The 18,523-nt window shown below is 57.9% G+C and carries 7 protein-coding genes; all 7 read left to right on the plus strand.

Annotation, left to right across the window (positions count from 1 at the left end; all coding sequences use genetic code 11):
• Positions 1-397 precede the first annotated feature (397 nt).
• The 7 genes from DIE17_RS16190 (at position 398) to DIE17_RS16220 (ending at position 18,520) form a co-directional block, all read left to right on the plus strand.
• Positions 398-5,560, plus strand: coding sequence for a DEAD/DEAH box helicase (locus tag DIE17_RS16190; protein ID WP_124921089.1), 5,163 nt, complete (start codon positions 398-400; stop codon positions 5,558-5,560).
• The gene (locus DIE17_RS16195; RefSeq protein WP_124921090.1) at positions 5,557-8,415 is read left to right on the plus strand and encodes a helicase-related protein; all 2,859 of its coding nucleotides are present in this window, start codon (positions 5,557-5,559) and stop codon (positions 8,413-8,415) included. The genes DIE17_RS16190 and DIE17_RS16195 overlap by 4 nt, the downstream gene beginning before the upstream one ends.
• A complete protein-coding gene (locus tag DIE17_RS16200) occupies positions 8,412-12,701 on the plus strand; it encodes an Eco57I restriction-modification methylase domain-containing protein (protein WP_124921091.1) in 4,290 nt (1,429 codons plus the stop codon). The genes DIE17_RS16195 and DIE17_RS16200 overlap by 4 nt, the downstream gene beginning before the upstream one ends.
• On the plus strand, positions 12,685-14,661 hold the full coding sequence (locus tag DIE17_RS16205; RefSeq protein ID WP_124921092.1) for a chromosome segregation protein SMC: 1,977 nt from the start codon (positions 12,685-12,687) through the stop codon (positions 14,659-14,661). Before DIE17_RS16200 ends, DIE17_RS16205 begins: the two co-directional genes overlap by 17 nt.
• A gap of 553 nt (positions 14,662-15,214) precedes the next feature.
• A complete protein-coding gene (locus DIE17_RS16210) occupies positions 15,215-15,625 on the plus strand; it encodes a helix-turn-helix transcriptional regulator (RefSeq protein ID WP_069253081.1) in 411 nt (136 codons plus the stop codon).
• Between the two features lie 389 nt (positions 15,626-16,014).
• Positions 16,015-16,578 carry a TnsA endonuclease N-terminal domain-containing protein gene (locus tag DIE17_RS16215; RefSeq protein ID WP_185735382.1) on the plus strand — a complete coding sequence of 188 codons (564 nt, stop codon included), beginning with the start codon at positions 16,015-16,017 and terminating at the stop codon, positions 16,576-16,578.
• Entirely contained in the window at positions 16,541-18,520 is a 1,980-nt protein-coding gene (locus DIE17_RS16220; RefSeq protein ID WP_185735383.1) for a Mu transposase C-terminal domain-containing protein, read from the plus strand. The genes DIE17_RS16215 and DIE17_RS16220 overlap by 38 nt, the downstream gene beginning before the upstream one ends.
• Positions 18,521-18,523 lie beyond the last annotated feature (3 nt).

Below are 18,523 nucleotides of genomic sequence, written 5' to 3' on the forward strand. Positions count from 1 at the left end.
ATAATTTTGCACTGGGTGCAAAGATATGCATCGACAACAAAAGCCGACCGCGAGTCGGCTTTGTTGTTTTAAGACCTGGGATTCCTCGTCAGAAGGGCTAAGCCGCAGACTGTCCACTGAAAAGTGTCGGATGGCGACGGCGATGATCTATGATCACTGAGTGTCACGCGGGAGCACCGTATACTGGGCGGCACTACGTTGATAGGTCGCGGACGCCATGCTGCAAACGCCCGTACCGCTGTAGCCTGACGTAAAGCAGTCGGGAGTTGCAGTATCAGCCTTCGGCATCGTAGAGAAGGCTGGTACGCAAAATGCCAACAATGTGGCCTGGCGTGCGCGTCCCGCTGTCGGAAGGACCACGTCAGAACTAGCCCACAACAATAAGGAAGTAGATTCAGTGGACGTGCTAGGAACCCACTCCAGAGTTGTTGACGACTACGCTAAGTACATCCAGAGCTTCCTCAACATCATCGATCCCCAGATTCGCTCGGCGGTCGAGGCACGATTGTCTGAAGGTCGACTCTGGCCGGAGCCATTGCTGCAGTTCAACCCCGCGTTCGAATCCGCTGGCACGGTCGCTGAAGTCGCCGCTATGGGCATCGTTCATCCGGACCTTGTCTCCATTCTCAAAGGCTACTCGCTCTACAAGCATCAAGTCGACGCCATCCAACTCGGCACGGCAGGCAAGGACTTCATCGTCACGTCGGGCACGGGCTCTGGCAAGTCGCTAACCTACATCGCGACGATATTTAACGACTTGCTGGCCAAGCCTGCTGTGGGGGGCATCTGCGCGGTTATCGTGTATCCGATGAACGCGCTCATCAACTCCCAGTTCGCGGAGTTTCGCCGCTATCAAGAGAACTACGAGAAGGCGACGGGCCAAGCCTTTCCTATCACCTTTGGTCAATACACTGGTCAGGAAAAGCAAGATACCCGCGATAGTATGCGCGAGAACCCGCCTCACGTCCTGCTCACCAACTATATGATGCTGGAGTTGTTGCTTACGCGTACTGCGGAGCAGACCATACGCGACAGCATCTACGAGCACTTGCAGTACCTTGTCTTCGACGAGTTGCACACCTACCGCGGCCGCCAAGGCGCAGACGTGGCGATGCTCATCAGGCGTATTCAGGCGCAATGTAAGCACAAGCTCGTCTGCGTTGGCACTTCCGCCACGATGGCGTCCGGTGGTGATCTCGCTCAGCAGAAGCAACAGATTGCCGACGTCGCGTCGGTGTTGTTCGGCAGGCCCTTCCTGGCCTCTCAGGTGGTGAACGAATCGCTCGCGCCATCGCTTGGAGACAAGCTCGAGCGGCCCGATGTTGCCGCGCTCAGAAAGGCCGTTCAGGCTGGTATCGACAGTAAGGCTAGCCTTGATGTTTTGTGCTCCAATCCGCTCGGCAAGTGGCTGGAAAGCTCCATCGCGCTGGCCGAGGCGCCGACCGGTCTTGTCCGAGGCAGGCCACAAACGCTGACCGAGGTTATACAACGGCTTGCGTCAGATGCAGGGGTCGACGCCCCGATTGCCAAGCAAGCTCTCGGTGATTTACTGCGTTGGATCAGCAACGTAAACCAATCGCTGCAAGACGCTGGTCAGCGCTACACGGTGCTCCCCTTTAAGCTGCACCAGTTCATTTCGCAGACCGGGTCCGTGTACACGACGTTGGATCAGGACGAGAACCGCTTCGTCACGCTAGAACCTGGCTTCTTCAAGAGCGACGAGGACAATAAGAAGCCGATTTTCCCTAACGTCTTCAGCCGTTCCAGCGGTCACGCCTTCATCTGCGCTACGCGCGTCGGCGACCGCCTGGTGCCGCGCGAGTTCCGTGAGTCTAGCGATGAAGAGGATGGTGGCCAGGATGGCTACCTGATCGTGGGTGACGACGTTTGGGATGACCGCGAGGATTTGACTTTTCTGCCGGACACATGGCTGAACCGGGGCCGGAACGGCCCGGACACCCGCAAACGCGCTTTCTTCCCGGTGCGCCTGTATTTCGACGAAACTGGCCACTGTTCAGAAACCGAAACGCTCAAATGGTGGGGCTGGTTCATGAAGGCTCCATTGTTGTTCGACCCTACGGCGGGCGTCTTCTTCGACACCAAAACCAACGAAGGCACTAAGCTCACCAAGCTCGGTAGCGAAGGCCGCAGCACGTCCACCACGATCACAACGTTCTCAATCCTCAACCGCCTTAGCGACGCTGGTTACGAGCTGCGCAGCCAGAAACTCATCAGCTTCACCGACAATCGCCAGGACGCCGCCCTCCAGGCCGGCCACTTCAACGACTTCGTACAGGTGGTGCGCCTGCGCGCCGGCATCCATCGCGCGGTCGCGAGTGCTGGCGACGAGGGTCTTACGTTCGAGCGCCTTGGGCCCACCATCTTCTCGGCACTGAAGCTCCCGTTCATCGAGTACGCGAACCGGGCCGACGAGCCTGAGCTACCCAACATAAAGCGCAGCTACGACGAACAGTTCCAGACTTTCCTGCTTTATCGTGCGCTCGGAGATCTGCGCCGGAGCTGGCGCATCGTTCTGCCCAATTTGGAGCAGTGTGCGCTACTCGACGTAGGTTATGTGGACCTGACCGAGGTTGCGGCCCAGGACAAGTATTGGGAAAACGTGCCTATCTTGGACGAGCTAGAACTCGACGACCGGCTGCTCTTCCTCACCGCGATCCTCGACTTCTTCCGTCTCGAATATGCACTTCACAGCGAGAACTACCTGACCCACACTAAGCTACGCGAACACGAGAAGCTATTCCGCGAGAAGTTGCGTAGCCCGTGGACGCTAGACCCCAACGAAACGCTGCGCGAGCCGTTCTACATGCGTCTGGAAGCGCTGCATCGCAGCGCCAAAGTGGCATCCAAAAGTATGGGGCCGGCCAGCGGCTTGGGCAAGTTCATTAAGCTCTTCGTCAAGCAGCGTGAACTAGATATCGAATTGCGTGGCGACCATTACGGCGTCTTCATAAGGACCCTGCTGAAGAAGCTCGAAGGCGCTGACTATCTTGCTTCACAGTCTGCCAAAGGCGAGAACAACGAGAGCATCACTCTCTACCGTCTGCGTATCGAGAAGATCCTATGGCGTCCAGGTGACCTCGAGACCGTCAAGGCGGACCTCATTAAGCGCCGCAGCTATAAGCAGCAAGCACCTAAGCCCAACCGCTTCTTTCAGGATCTATATCAGCGTGACTTTGCCGCCGCGAAGCGCCTGCGTGCCGAGGATCACACGGGCCAACTTGGCGTGGCCGAGCGTCGCGACCGCGAAGAGCGTTTCCGCGCTGAGTGGTTCCTCGATCCCGAGAAAAATATCCCTGATCTGCCTCGTATCCGCAGTCAATCGATCAGTGCATTGTTCTGCTCACCGACCATGGAATTGGGCATTGACATCGGCGGGCTGAGCGTTGTGCATTTGCGCAATGCGCCGCCGAACCCAGCGAACTACGCCCAGCGCGCGGGCCGCGCGGGCCGGGGTGGGCAGGGCGCTCTCGTGTTTACCTATTGTTCGACCTACTCGCCGCACGACCGCCACTACTTCAGTCGTCAGGTTGATCTCGTCGCTGGCGTCGTGCAGGCACCACGCTTGGATTTGGCCAATCGCGAGCTACTGCAAACACACCTCAACGCCTTGGCGATCTCCGAAGTCGGCCTGCCGGGTCTGGAGAGCGGTGAGAGTGGTCGGCCGGCCGTGGCCCGCTTCATTGACGAAGAGAAGCACGAACTTCCGCTGCTCCCGGCCGTTCGCGCCGGCCTACAATTAGGTGCGGCGACCAAGGACCGTGTTCGAGCCGGCTTCCAACGCGTCATCAAGGACTTCGAGCCCACTCTTAAGGAAAAGGCCGCGCACTGGTTTACCGACGCCTGGTCCGAGAAGACCCTGCAAGCATTGCCTGATAACTTGGACCACGCCATCGAGCGGTGGCGCGTTCTCTACCACTCCGCTCGCAGTACGCTCGATAAGGCCACGCAGAAGATCCAGAGCGGCACCTTGAGCCTGGGTAGCGACGAGTACCGCAAGTACAAGCGAGCCCAGGATCAGGCCACCCGCCAACTCGACCTGCTGCGCAACCAGGGTGGCGGATTCTCTGAACTATCGGAGTTCTATCCCTATCGCTACCTGGCTGCCGAAGGTTTCTTGCCCGGCTACAACTTCACCCGTCTTCCCCTACGTGTGTTTTTGCCTACGGCCGACACGCACGGTGAATTTATCTCGCGCCCGCGCTCGATCGCGTTGCGCGAATTCGGTCCGCTGAACATCATTTACTACAGCGGTCGCAAATACCAGGTTCGCCAACTCGTCGTGCAAGAGCCGGATGCCGCGCTTACCGAAGCCAAGATCAGCACCAAGGCTGGTTACTTCCTTGTCGGTGACCAGTTGCAGTTGGAAATCTGCCCAATCTCAAGCGTTAGCCTCGCGGACAACACCAACAAGCTGCACTTGCATAACCTCCTTGAAATGGCTGAGTCGCGTGCGGAGGAGGTGGATCGCATTTCTTGCGAGGAAGAAGAGCGCGCCTCGCGAGGCTTTGAAATTAAAACCTATTTCAGCATCGACGGCGGTGACGTAGATCGGGTGCAACGCGCTCGCCTCAAGGTGGCTACGGACGCAATGGTCAACCTGATGTTCGTACCTGCGGCGCGCCTGGTTCACGTCAGCGAAAAATGGCGCTCCCAAAGTATCGATGGCTTTCCCATGGGTATGGTTAGCGGTGAGTGGCGTGCTTCGATGCCGGAGGCCAACGATCAGCAGCGCGAGGAATACCGCCGCGTTCACCTCTGGACTTCGAACCTGGCCGATGCTCTCTACATCGTCCCTGTCCAACCCCTCGGCCTCACGCCGGAGGGCGTTATCACGCTTCAGTATGCGCTCAAGCGCGCCATCGAGCAGGTCTTCCAGGTCGAATCGAACGAAGTCGGCGTCATTAGCGTCGGCGACCCCAAGGCACCCAATATTCTGCTGTACGAGTCGGCCGAAGGTAGCCTAGGCATCCTCTCTCGCTTCGTCGAAGATATTGACGCCTTCCAAGCGGTGGTCGAGCAGGCGCGTACGCTCTGCCGCTTCGACGCCTCTGACTACAAAGGTCCGGCCTCGTACGACGATTTGCTCAGCTACTACAACCAACGCGATCACCAGACAATCGATCGCCACCTGATCCAAGACGCCCTCGCGAAGCTGGCCCTATGCGAACTGGAGATCCAGACCAACAAGAGCTATAGCAGTTACGAGGAACAATACACCACCTTGTTGAAGAACCTGGACTCCAGCTCTTCCACCGAGCGCAAGTTCATCGAGCATCTGCACGCTAACGGCCTTCGCCTGCCTGATGCTGCGCAGAAATCCGTCGACGGCCTCTACGTCCGGCCAGACTTCTATTACGAGCCTCGTATCTGGATCTTCTGCGACGGTACGCCACATGACGACCCTTCGGTACAGGCCGACGACGCCACCAAGCGCCAGGCCATCCTTGCTCGCGGCGACGAGGTCTGGGTCTACTACTACAAGGACAATCTGGCCGCCAAGGTGGCCGCGCGTCCGGACATTTTCAAGAAAGTAAAATGAACCTTGCCCTGCAACCCGGTAAGCTGGTCTCGCTACGCGGGCGCGATTGGGTCGTGCTGCCCTCGGAAGACCCGGAGCTGCTGGTCCTGAAGCCGCTGGGCGGCTCCGACGACGAAATTGCAGGTCTGTATCTGCCGTTGGGTGGAGAACAGCCACAGGACGCCCGCTTCGAGGAACCCGGGGCCGCCGACCTCGGCGACTTCGCCACGGCACGCTTGCTCTATGATGCCGCGCGCCTAGCCTTCCGAAATGGTGCGGGGCCATTTCGTTGCCTGGCCAAGCTTTCGTTCCGCCCTCGCTCGTACCAGATGGTCCCACTCGTCATGGCGTTGCGCCAAGAGCGTATCCGCCTGCTCGTAGCAGACGACGTTGGGGTGGGCAAGACGGTCGAGTCGCTGCTCATCATTCGCGAATTGCTGGAGCGCCGCCGCATCAAGCGCTTTGCCGTCATCTGCCTGCCGCACTTGTGCGAGCAATGGCAGGCCGAGATCCGAGCTAAGCTCGATCTGGAAGCCGTGATCATCCGCTCCAATACACAGGCCCGGCTGGACCGCCAGATCCACGGCGACACTAGTGTGTACGACCACTATCCGTATCAAGTTATCAGCATCGACTTCATCAAGTCCGAAGTGCGGCGCGATGTCTTCATCGAGCAATGCCCCGAGCTGGTTGTCGTTGACGAGGCGCACACCTGTGCTCGTCCGACTGGCACCTCGGCTAGTCAGCAGCAGCGCTATCACTTGGTAAGCCGCATTGCCGCCAAACCCGACCAACACCTGATTTTGCTCACTGCCACGCCGCACAGTGGCAAATCTGAAGAGTTCCAGTCACTGCTCGGCCTGCTCCAGTCCGAGTTCGAATACATCGACCTGCCCTCCGCCTCTCGTGCCGAGCGCACGGAGTTGGCCCGCCATTTCGTCCAGCGCAAGCGCGGTGACGTCGAAAAATGGCTGGGCGAAGACACGCCTTTCCCCAGTCGTGATGCCTTCGAGCTGAACTACAAGCTCTCGGCGCGCTACCTGCAACTCTTCGGCGAGCTGATCGACTTCTCGCGCAAGCTGATCGCACCTGACAAAGACAGCCATCGCCAGCGCGTTCACTACTGGACGGCACTGGGCTTGTTGCGCGGCGTGATGTCGAGCCCCGCCGCTGGCATTGAGATGTTGAATACCCGCATGTCGGCACTCGCCAAGGTTGGGCAAACGGAAGAAGGTGATGCTCAGCCTGACGACGCTCCCAATCCGGTCGGCGACACCGAGTTTGGGTACGAAGGTGACAACGCGCCGATCCAGATCATCGAACGCGCAGACTGGTCCGAGTACCAGCGCCGCCAATTGCGTGGCTTTGCCGAACGTTTGCAAACACTCGTCGGGCCAGACCACGACCGCAAGCTTGCTGCCACAGCCAAGGAAATTGCCGATTGGCTCAAATTCCCTACGCCTTTCTGCCCAGTCGTCTTCTGCCGTTACATCGAGACTGCAAAGTACGTCGGCGAGCATCTGGAACCACTGCTGCGTCAGCAGTTCCCCAAGCTTGACCTGCAAGTTATCACCAGCGAGCTGCCCGACGAGATACGCAAGCAGCGCATCGAAGCCATGGGCAAGTCCGGTTTACGCGTGCTCATCGCCACAGACTGCCTGAGCGAAGGCATCAACCTGCAAGATCAGTTCACCGCCGTCCTCCACTATGACCTGCCTTGGAATCCCAACCGCCTGGAGCAACGTGAAGGCCGCGTGGACCGCTTCGGTCAAGTAGCGCCTGAGGTCAAAGCCTGCCTGCTCTATGGCGCCGATAATCCTATCGACGGCGTCGTGCTCGACATACTGCTACGCAAGGTACGCGAGATCAAGCGCTCCACTGGCATCAATGTGCCTTTCCCCGAAGACTCGCAGAGCATCATCGACACCATCACGCAGGCACTGTTGCTTAACCCTAATCGTCACATCGGCACAGAGCACGGCGTGCAAGGTCTGCTTTTCGACTTCAGCGAGTTCGAGGAAGCAGCCGCCGCCAAGATTGAGGTCACGCATAAACTTGACGAAGCTGCTGCGCGCGAGAAAGCCTCACGCAGCATCTTCGCCCAGCACGCCATCAAGGCACACGAGATCGAGGCCGATCTGCGCGAAGTAGACGAAGCCATCGGCGATCCCCAGGCGGTGGAGAGCTTCGTTACCGGTGTGCTGGCCAACCTCATGGGCGTGCAGATTTCACCCTTGGGCGCGGGCTACCGCGTTGTCACTGCCAACCTGACGGCAACACTGCGTGAGGCGTTGCCCGCCGGCGAGACACTGCTCGTCAGCTTCCGCTCGCCTACGCCTGAGGGCCACCTGTACCTGGGCCGTAACCATCCCTTCGTTGAACTGCTATGTCAGACGGTAATGGCTAACACCATCAATCGTCAGGACAAGCGTGCAGCCCGTGCCGCTGTTATTCGCACCCGTGCGGTAAGCGTGAAGACTTCACTGCTGTTTTTCCGTTGCCGTAACGTAATCGAGCAGTCGAATAGCCATCATCAGATTGTCGCTGAGGAAATGCTGCTCTGGGGCTGGCGAGGCACGCCGCAGCAGAAAGAGCTCCTGGATCAAGCTGCGGCTAAGACTCTTATCGCCGAGGCGCGAGCCACTTCCGACCTGTCATTCCAGGCACGCGCTGACTTCCTGGACAACGAACTGGGTCTGTTGGATGCACTGGGAGACGCCTTCACCGAGATCGCCGAAGCGCAATCCAAGCGCCTCGTCGAGGCCCATGAACGCTTTAGTGCACTGATGGACAAACAGCGCTTCCAGGTCGTCTATCCGGTGTTGCCGATGGACCTTCTGGGTATCTACGTGCTGCTGCCGGAGGTAGCACCATGAATTACCCCAGTATACGCATCGAGGGCTCCATTCTCTCGCCCGACGTCCTGGGCCGCCTCGATGATCTAGCCGGCCAGCGGGCCGCCGACTTCGGGCTAGAGGGCACCGCTCGGGTCAAAGATGAGATCGCCCGCGCCTGGGCCGATGCACAGGACTACTGGCGCATTTTCCAGCGCAGGCTTGAATCGCTGCGTCCCGAGAGCTCTGCTACGACCGAAACGCGCCAACAATGGGTACTGCCATTGCTGGGTCTGCTTGGCTACCAGCTTGAATACCAAGCCAAGAGTGCTGAGGCCAACGGCAAGCTCTACCCGCTCTCGCACCGTGTGATCAATCGCGGCGGTACCGTGGTACACGTGGTCGGTGCGCGCGACCCCGCGGGATTGGACCGCAAGCCTGAACCGCGTCCCGGCATGCTACGCATGTCCGCCCACGCTATTGTGCAGGAATACCTGAATCTGACCGATGAGCTGTACGCGCTGGTCACCAATGGCCGGGTGCTGCGCCTGCTGCGCGATAGCTCGCGCCTGGTCAAGCTCACCTACCTCGAGTTCGATCTCGACCGCATCTTCGGGGATGGCCTGTTTGCCGACTTCGCAGTGCTTTACCGCCTACTGCATGCCAGCCGTTTGCCAGTCAATTGTGATGAGGCTGCGCACAGCTGGATTGAGCGCTACCACCAGGACTCGCTAGACGCTGGCTCGCGCATACGTGAAGGTCTCTCAAAAGCAGTGGAGCAGGCTATCGTTGGCCTAGCAAACGGTTTTTTGCAGCACAAGTCCAACGAGGCGTTGCGCGAGCAAGTCGTTGGCGGCCAGTTGAGCGCTGCAGATTTCTACAAGCAGTTGCTGCGTCTGATCTACCGCTTGCTGTTCCTGATGGTCATCGAGGAGCGCGGCCTTATCTTCCCACACGGCGCGCCAACACGACAACGCGATATCTATGAGCAGTTCTACAGCGTGACGCGGCTGCGCCGCCTGAGCGAGAAACGCCATTTGGCCGACCGCCGCCATGCCGACCTGTGGCCGGCGCTGCTAGCCAGCTTTCGCCTTTTCGAGGCCGGCGGCCCTGGAACCAAGCTGGGCGTGCCGCCGCTGGCTGGCGATCTGTTCAGCCCTCAGGCCATCGCAACGTTGGCCGGTTGCACGCTGGGCAATGACGCGCTACTCGCGGCGCTATGCGCCTTGAGCGTGTACGCGCACCCAGATACTGGCCAGCTTATTCGCGCCAACTATGGCGCGCTCAACGTCGAGGAGTTTGGATCGGTGTACGAGGGCTTACTGGAGTATGAACCAGTCATCCTGCCGGACGGCGCACGGACCAGCTTCGCCTTTAGGCACGGTGACGAGCGCGCTAATACCGGCTCGCACTATACGCCGGACGAACTTGTGCAGCCGCTCATCAAGCACTCGCTGGACTACCTGATTGTCGAACGATTGAAGGCCGCGGATCCACAGGCCGCGCTACTCTCGCTGCGCGTAGCCGACGTGGCCTGCGGGTCCGGCCACATCCTGCTTGCTGCGGCACGACGCATCGGATTGGAACTAGCCATCGTTCGCACCGGCGAAGATCAACCGTCGCCGCTGGCGCTACGCATGGCGATCCGAGATGTGATCCGCCACTGTATCTACGGCGTGGATCTGAACCCGCTGGCAGTGGAATTATGTAAGGTGGCGCTTTGGCTGGAAGCGCACGTGCCGGGCGAACCGCTGAGCTTTCTGGACCACCACATCAAGTGCGGCAATGCCATCGTGGGCTACGTACGGCGCGGGGATATTGAGGCGCGGGGCATTCCCAACGAAGCCTTCGCCGCAATGCCGGGGGACGACCGCGAGATCGCGACCCAGCTACGGCAACGCAACCGTGCAGAGCATGCGGGACAGCGTTTGTTGAGGTTCAACCCTGAGGTGGAACGGCAACTCGACGAGGCGCTCAAGGGCTGGCGTGGGCTGGAAGTGTTGCCTGAACATACACCGGAAGAGGTAGATGCCAAGCGGCGGCGTTTCGACGCGCTGTCTCATTCGGCAGAAGCGTTATGGCTGGAGCAGCTTGCGGCGTTGCCGATCGCGCAATTCTATCTTCCGAAGCTGAAGAATCAGTCGGGAATGCACATCACCGAGGAAGAATTTCGCGGCTACTGGAGAGGTGAGTGCAAGCCGCAGGGACAGTCGGTGGCCGAAGCGTGGGCAGTAGCCGAGAGGAAGCGCTTTTTCCATTGGTTCTTGGCGTTCCCGGAAGTTATGGCGGGGGGCGGATTCGACTGCATCTTGGGAAACCCACCCTACCTCGGGGGCCAAGACCTGAGCGGGAGCTACGGCCACCCTTTCTGTCACTACGTGAAGTGGGAGTATGCTCCTGCGGGGCTCAGCGATCTCGTTGTCTACTTCGTTCGTCGCATCTTTAGCCTCCTGAAGCCAGGTGGATTCATTTCATTTCTTGCGACAAACTCAATCAAAGACGGCGATGTTCGTCGCGACGGGCTGGAAAGAATCTTGGCCGCAGGCGGGCAGATCAACTACGCGGCGCGGGCGATCAAGTGGCCCGGACGAGCCAACTTGGTAGTGTCGATGGTGACCGTGCACAACGGGACATGGAGTCAATCGCGTCAGCTTGATGGCCGCTATGTGGACACGATCAATGCGTTTTTGGAAGACGCGGCCGATGACGGCGAGCCGCAGGAGCTTCGAGCAAATAAAGCGAAGGTATTTCAGGGTTCGATATTCTTGGGCGATGGATTTTTGTTGGACCAAAGCGAGGCCGAAAGACTGCGCAGCATCGACCGGAAGAACGCAGACGTATTGTTTCCAATCATTAATGGACAAGAGCTCAATGGTGATCCTGAGCAGAAGCCAGGGCGAACCATCATCAATTTCTTCGATTGGAGCCTTGAGAAGGCGTCTGAGTATGTTGCGCCGTTTGCCAGAGTCGAGGAGTTGGTAAAGCCCATTCGCGCCAAGGGCAATCGTGCTGCTAGGCGTGAGCGTTGGTGGCAGTACGCCGAGCGAGCTGCCGGGCTTTATCACGGACTGGACGGTTTGGATAGGTGCTTCATTGCGGCCCGCACGACCAAGCACCTCAACTTTTCGGCGTCACCGACCAATCGAGTGTTCTCCGATGCGCTCTACGTCTTCACGTCTGACCGATGGGACCATTACGCCGTTGTTCAATCCACGCTTCATGAAGTCTGGGCTCGCAAGTACAGCGGTGCGTTGGAGACCCGACTTCGGTATTCGCCATCGGATTGCTTCGAGACCTTCGCGTTTCCCGACGGCTTGTGGCGAGCTGCGAATCCGACGTTGGTCGAAACTGGCGAGAAATACCACGAGTGCCGCCGTCACTTGATGCACGAACTCTGGCTCGGCCTTACCGACATCTACAATCTTTTCCATTCGCGGGACCTAAGTCCCGAGTTGGTCGCCAAGGTCAGTAAGAAACCCGCCGACATAGCCCGCACGGGCTTTGATGGCCTAATCGAACTGCGCCGCTTGCATGTCGCCCTCGATAACGCCGTCCGCGATGCCTATGGATGGGGCGAGTTGAACCTCGGCCATGATTTCGTTGAGATCGACACCCTGCCCGAGAACGACAACGTGCGCTATACGATCAGTCCCATGGCGCGCAAGGAGATCCTCAAACGGCTACTGGCACTGAACCACGAGCGTGCCGGACAAGAGGCGGTGCAAGCGCCGGAGAAGGGCAAAATCACGCGACCGTCGGCAAAGCGGGCCGCCGCGGCCGCTCCGCCAACTGCGCTCGTCGGCACGCCCGCGTTCGAAACTGTTTTGGCCGAAGTCGCCGCACTGCCGAAGGCCGTCTGGGCCTCTGCAGGTGAGGATCCAGCAACGAACGACACAATGGCGCTGGCTGCGGTGTTGAAAGCCTTTGCCGCGCCGGCTGCGATGCAGCAAGTACGACTGGCGGCGCTGATGTGTGCCGAACCTGGGCTGTTTGCCCGCATTGCGCCACAGCCCGTGGCGGTCCAGTGGTGTCTGCTCGTCGGTTCCCAAGCCGCGGAACTGCCTGAGGGCGTCGACAGGCTGATACCAGTCGCACGCACAAGCTTCGGAGTGGCTGTGAAGAAGATGCGCGCCCGTGGCGAACTAGTGGAGGAGCCGCTTCTGGACACTTGGGCACCAGGCGATGGCCTGCAGTTTTATGACACTTCGGGTTGGGCTGATGGCCGGGCACGGTGGATCGTCGGCTGGCTAAAGGAGAAAGATATGGGCACGCTGCTGCAAGGCCTCCCTCTAGACTTGGTGGAGTTCGTCAATGAGCAGGCAGCCTGACTTATTTGCCGGTGAATCTCTGAAGGTTACGCCTCGTGTGGGCGAGCGCGAGCCGCGCCTATGGGTGCGTAGGCTCACACTCTGGAGAGATGCCGAAACCATAATCCGCGACATCTCTTTACGCCCGGGATTGAATGTCGTTTGGTCACCCGATCCAGCGGAAGCAGGTGACGACACCGGCAGTAACCGTCTAGGCCATGGCAGTGGCAAGACGCTGTTCTGCCGCTTGCTACGTTACTGCCTGGGCGAGCAAGGACACTCGACAGAAGAGCAACAGCAACATATTGCCGCAGCTTTCCCCTCAGGCCGGGTCACCGCCGAAGTGATGCTGTGTGGAAAACTGTGGGGCGTGGTGCGCCCATTGGGGCTAAGCCGAGAGCACTACGCGGTGCAGGGGCAATTGCCTCAGACGCTGCTGGAGTCGCCGCCGGAACAGCCGACGGGAATGGCTCCGCTTATCGAGGCGATCCAGCGCCAGGTGTTGACCGAACCCATCGCTGCTTTGATCCAGGGCGAACGAGCGCACGATCCGTGGCTGATCGCGCTGGCGTGGCTGACGCGTGACCAGGAGTGCCGCTTCGACAAAGTTTTGGATTGGCGTGCGGCGGATTCCGAGTCTGGGTCGCCAGTTCGATCGATGTCTCAGACGCGTGTGCTGGAAGCTCTTCGGGCGTTGTTGGGGGCCATCGGTATCGAAGAGCTCACGGCGCGAACAGATATTTCGAAGATTGAAGAGAGTGCCAAAGCAACAGGCACTGAGGTCGATCGACTGCTGTGGCAAGTGAGGCGTTCGCGCAAGGAGGCGGCGGAGGCAGTTGGGCTGATTGTCGAAGATCTGCCTGAGGGAAAGCTATGCGTTGATGTGCTTCGGCGCGCTGCCACCGAGAGGCTGGCGAAGCTAGCCAAAGTTGATAGTACGGATATGCAGGGAGATGTTGCGGAACTGCGCGCAAAATATGAAATTAAGCAGAGCATTGTTTCGGAGCTGGAGAAGAGTGAAACAGCCGCGAAAAATACGATTGCGGTGCTGAAAGGGCTGTTACCAACGCTAAAAGGCGAATTGAGCGCTGGAACAATGCTGGTTCATGACGCAGCCTCACCTGTCTGCCTCGTCTGCGAAGTGCCTATCGATCGCGCTCTCGCAGAGGGGTGTGGGTTGTCGCACAAGATGCCCGATCTAGATGGCTTGCGTCGACGCGCCAAGCAGTTGGAAGACAAAGTCCGGCAGTGCGAACTGGACCTAAAAGCGAATGAGGATGCCTTGCGCGGGGCTGCTCAAGCATTGCCAGCCGCCCGCACCCAACAACGAGAGCTGAAAAAAGCACTCGATGCTGCCGAGAAGGCGCAAAACGCACGCTCTGGAGCGTGGCGCGGCGCGCAGATGGGAAGAGAGGGGGCAAAGCGGCTCGCGGATCTTTATGACGAACTTGAGGCGGCAAGAGCCAAATCGGACAAGCATGCTGAACTCATTGAGGCCAAGCGTGATCAGTTAGGAACCTATCGCGAGGCGGCACAGCGCGAGGCCTTCGACCAATTGTCTGCGCAGTTCGACGCCGTGATCCGTGCGCTGATCGCGCCTGAGTCGAACGGCCGTGTGCTTCTTGGTGCAGATCGATTGAAGTTGAACGTCGAGCTCGGGGGCGCGCGCTCAACTGCGGCAATCGAATCGCTCAAGGTCATCGCCTTTGATCTGGCCGCCTTGTGTATGAGTATCGAGGGGAAGACATATGTCCCGGCATTCTTTGTCCACGATAGCCCGCGTGAAGCTGATTTGGGGTTGAGTGTATACCGGCGGCTGTTTGAATTGGTTGCCGAACTGGAGCGGATCGGCCCCACTCTGTTTCAGTACATCGTAACAACAACGACAAGTCCTCCTCAGCACCTCTCCGCCAAGCCATGGCTCGTGGAGACGCTATTTGGTTCGCCAGCAAATCGACGGTTGCTTGGTGTGGACTTGTAGTTGGTTGAAGGATTTGGTGCGATAGCGTCGCAAATCCATACCGGCGCAGGTGATCGAGTAATGGCGTGAGCGCAAAGTTCGTGCGCTCGTGCATCGATGCTATTGAGACTTGCGGGCAGACATACCATACCGCATGCGCATGGTGAGGCGTCTCCACCTCTCCCTAGGCTCGGCGAAATAATTCGCCTCTCTTCTGAAACCAACCATCGGGTCGCCTGAAAAAACTAACGCGCAAAGCACTCAATAGAAAAATTTAATAAACCATCGACTTTCGTCGGCCCCTTAGGACCTTTCATTCTTTTGCGCGTGTGATCTAAGAGTTCGATTTTTCCAGACTGGTCATCTGCCACCTAAATTAATAATTTTTCCACGAAATTTTAGTTTTCCCTTTAAATCGAAACAAAAAACAGATATTTAATTTGTCTCGACCGAGACGAATTCTAAATGTACGTTGCTCCATCATTCTCTGGCCGTAGCGCTATCCATCGATTGCCGGCGAAGAAAGCGATCGATATCCTGATACATCTCCCATCTTCTACATGTAGTCGACTTGATGACCGCACTCGGAAGCTTCGTTCGAGATCATCGAACCGAGCTCGGCCTCACGCAGGCCGCGCTTGCAGCACGTATGGGTGTCGACGACACCTACATCAGCGCAGTAGAGACTGGACGGCGGACGCCAGATGGCTCGCCTTTCTTGGACATGCTCGGTCGAGCTTTGGAGCTCGACAGCGACGGACGTCGTCAGTTAAACGACGCGGCGCGCAGGTCCCAGCGATTCTTCCGCCTGCCGGAAGAACTGTCGCCGCGCAAGCACGCCGTGTTGATGGCCATCGCGGAGGACCTGCCGCAATTGAGTCCGGCAGACGTGGAGGTTATCGCAAGCGTTCACGCGGCACTTGTGCGGAACCGGAAATTTGACGCTCCACACAATGTCGACGTTATCAAAGGAGGAGCCATGTAAAGAAAAAGCGCCGCAAACCCGAGGGGCCTGCAGCGCTCTGTGGTCGGAACTAAAGAAGATTCGCAATTTGGCGATTTCGAGTCTCCTCCGCTCCGCCCCCAGAGTCAAGCCCTTCTTTTTCCTTTCGATCCGCCGCCCCATGCGATTCGAGCAAACTTTGTCGAATCGCGGATAGCGCTCGCCCAGCGTCGGCGCAATTCTCGACAACGGCTAGTTGTCGAGGGGTAGCTCACACCCCAAAAAAAGGAGCAACAGTGAACACGAGGTCGATACCGATACCGTGGTCTGCCGGGCACACACCGGTCCGCAAAATTGTGACGCGGTCTGGAGGAATCCCGCGTGGACTCTTCCCGAGTCGCAAAAATAACCGAATGGTCGGATATGAACACTTGCTGGAAGCAGATGCATGTGTCCTATTCGAGATGTCTCCCAAAATCACGGCCTATCATGAACAGCCAATACGCATCTCGTTTCCCGATAGAGATCGGACACGCCTTTACACACCTGACTATCAGCTCGAACTGACGGACGGCAGGCAATTCGTGGTCGAGATCAAGCCGGCGCGTCGCCTGGCCGTCCCGGAGATCCGTGACAAATTCGATCGCATCGAAGAGCACATGCATCGACTCGGGTTGTCATTCCTAGTTCTAACGGACGAGCTCATTCGCAAGCAACCGCGATTGACCAACCTCCGGCGCCTGCGATATGACGCGCCACTCTTCGCAGTCGACTACGATGCGATTCGCCGCAGCCTGAGGACGGTATCTCATTCTGGGATCGTTACATTAGGACAACTTATCGAACTCCTCGATTCAAGTACCGTTGTTGATCTTCTTATGCGTGGGCATGCGACATGCCCCCTCGATCGTCCACTCAGCCATGACACGCCTGTCAACATATCTCTGGAGAGTAAGCATGAATGGTTTCTCATTGACGAAGGGACAGGTTTTTAAGATCGATGGTGTGAAATTCCGTATCGAACGCACACTCGATAATGGAATTGTCACACTTGAGAATTGCGAGACATTGGACCTGGTCCGTAAGACAAGGCAGGAGATTTTGGAGGCTTACGCGGAAGGACGAGTGGTGGTCGTACCCCGACGTCTCACCGAGGCAGATGCCCCTTCTGACGACGCCGCTTTGCGCTCCCGATATGGGCGTCCGTTTTGCGAGCTTAAAAAATCAGTACAAGTAGCTGCACTCCGGCGGAAAGCATACGTGGATCTCATTTTATCGAATGGTCGCCCATCATACACACCGAAAATTTTACAACCATTCATACTGCAAGTAGCCCAGACAATCAACGATAAAAAACCTCCGAGTCCCACAACCATTTATCGCTGGTGCGAAGCGATTGGAACCTCAAACGATCCCCGCAGGCTAATACCCCGACACGACCTCAAAGGCCCACGCAAACCGCGAACGGACCAGAAAGTCATTGACCTCTTCATGGAAAGCATTGTTGAGGAAGCAGCCATCGCTCGCAAACTGGTGATGACAAATGTCGAGGACCGCCTTTCAAAAAAGATCACCCACGCCAATCACTTTCTCCCAGAAAACGAGCATCTTCAGATTCCCGATACGAGGACTCTGTATCGATTGTTCGGCAGAGTGCCTGAGTACGACATCACTATACTCAATGAAGGAAAACCTGTCGCTGACCGACGATATCGAATTGTTCGACGAGGTGTACAAGTTTCCCGTGTCCTTGAGCGGGTAGAAATCGACCATACACCATTCGACGTGTTTCTCTTGGACGAAAAAACGTGGCTTCCGTGCGGTCGGCCAACCTTGACAATGCTGATCGACGTCTTCAGCCGCATGCCGTTAGGCTATTACATTAGCTTTGACGACACATCAACACTGGCAGTCATGCGCGCCGTCCGACATGCACTTCTTCCAAAGAAGCCAGCTAGAGCCGTCGTGCCAAACCTGATCGTGCAGAACCCTTGGCCCTGCTACGGCCGGTTCGAAGTGCTGGTGTGCGACAACGGCGCGGAGTTTCACAGCGCCTCCCTAGCTGCCGCCTGCTTCGACTTGCAAATACAGTTGTTGTTTTGCCCAAAGAGGCAACCTCGGTTCAAGGGCGTGGTAGAGCGCTTTCTGAAGACTTGCAATTATTCCTTTGCTCATAGATTGCCGGGTACCAGCCTTGCACATTTCGCAGCTCGCGGTGACTACGATCCACTCACCAACACGGTTCTAACAATTTCCGAATTCACCCATCTCTTTGAGAAGTGGCTTCTTGATGTTTACGCGCAAACCGTACACAAAGGTATCGGTACCACTCCGAGCAAAAAATGGGAAGAAGGAATTGCCGGCGTATCTCAGAATCTTCCTGCGTCGGCCGAGGAAATCGCTTTGCACCTTGGAATCTACAAAAGGCGTAGCCTGCGCCATGACGGTGTGTTGCTCAATGGCCTTTACTACGCAAGCGACGAACTACTACCGATCATCTCTACATACGGCATAGGCGTACGTGTCCGAGTTGCGTACGACCCCGAAGACCTTGGCTCTATATGGCTTTGGGCGCCCGACGGGCAAGAGAAAATTCGCGTGCCGGCCGTCGACGCAGGCTACGCCAAAGGACTTCGCTTGGCACAGCACAAATTGATCAGCAAGTACCGTCGTGATAGCGAGGAAAACGGTGAGCGCGCCAAGAGCCTAATGGAAGCACGCATCGAAATTGCCGAGGCCTTATCTGGCCTTGCAAGCTCGAAGCATCTCCGGCAGCGACGAAAGGCGGCTAAAGCGCTAGGCGTGAGCAACGAAAACCCGTCCGGGAACGCAACGCCGAGTCTTCCCCCTCCTCAGAAATGTCGTGTGACGACCTCCCCAGTCAACGCCCGAGATTCCTCGGTAAAGCTAAATCGAATCCGGCGAAACATCATCTAACGG

The organism is Burkholderia sp. Bp9099, from assembly GCF_003857805.1.
GTDB lineage: Bacteria > Pseudomonadota > Gammaproteobacteria > Burkholderiales > Burkholderiaceae > Burkholderia.

What these genes read in the sequence shown, in the direction of transcription:
- DIE17_RS16195 (WP_124921090.1), top strand. Translation starts at nt 5,557, where the DNA reads ATGAACCTTGCCCTGCAACCCGGTAAGCTGGTCTCGCTACGCGGGCGC.
- DIE17_RS16200 (WP_124921091.1), top strand. Translation starts at nt 8,412, where the DNA reads ATGAATTACCCCAGTATACGCATCGAGGGCTCCATTCTCTCGCCCGAC.
- DIE17_RS16205 (WP_124921092.1), top strand. Translation starts at nt 12,685, where the DNA reads ATGAGCAGGCAGCCTGACTTATTTGCCGGTGAATCTCTGAAGGTTACG.
- DIE17_RS16210 (WP_069253081.1), top strand. Translation starts at nt 15,215, where the DNA reads ATGACCGCACTCGGAAGCTTCGTTCGAGATCATCGAACCGAGCTCGGC.
- DIE17_RS16220 (WP_185735383.1), top strand. Translation starts at nt 16,541, where the DNA reads ATGAATGGTTTCTCATTGACGAAGGGACAGGTTTTTAAGATCGATGGT.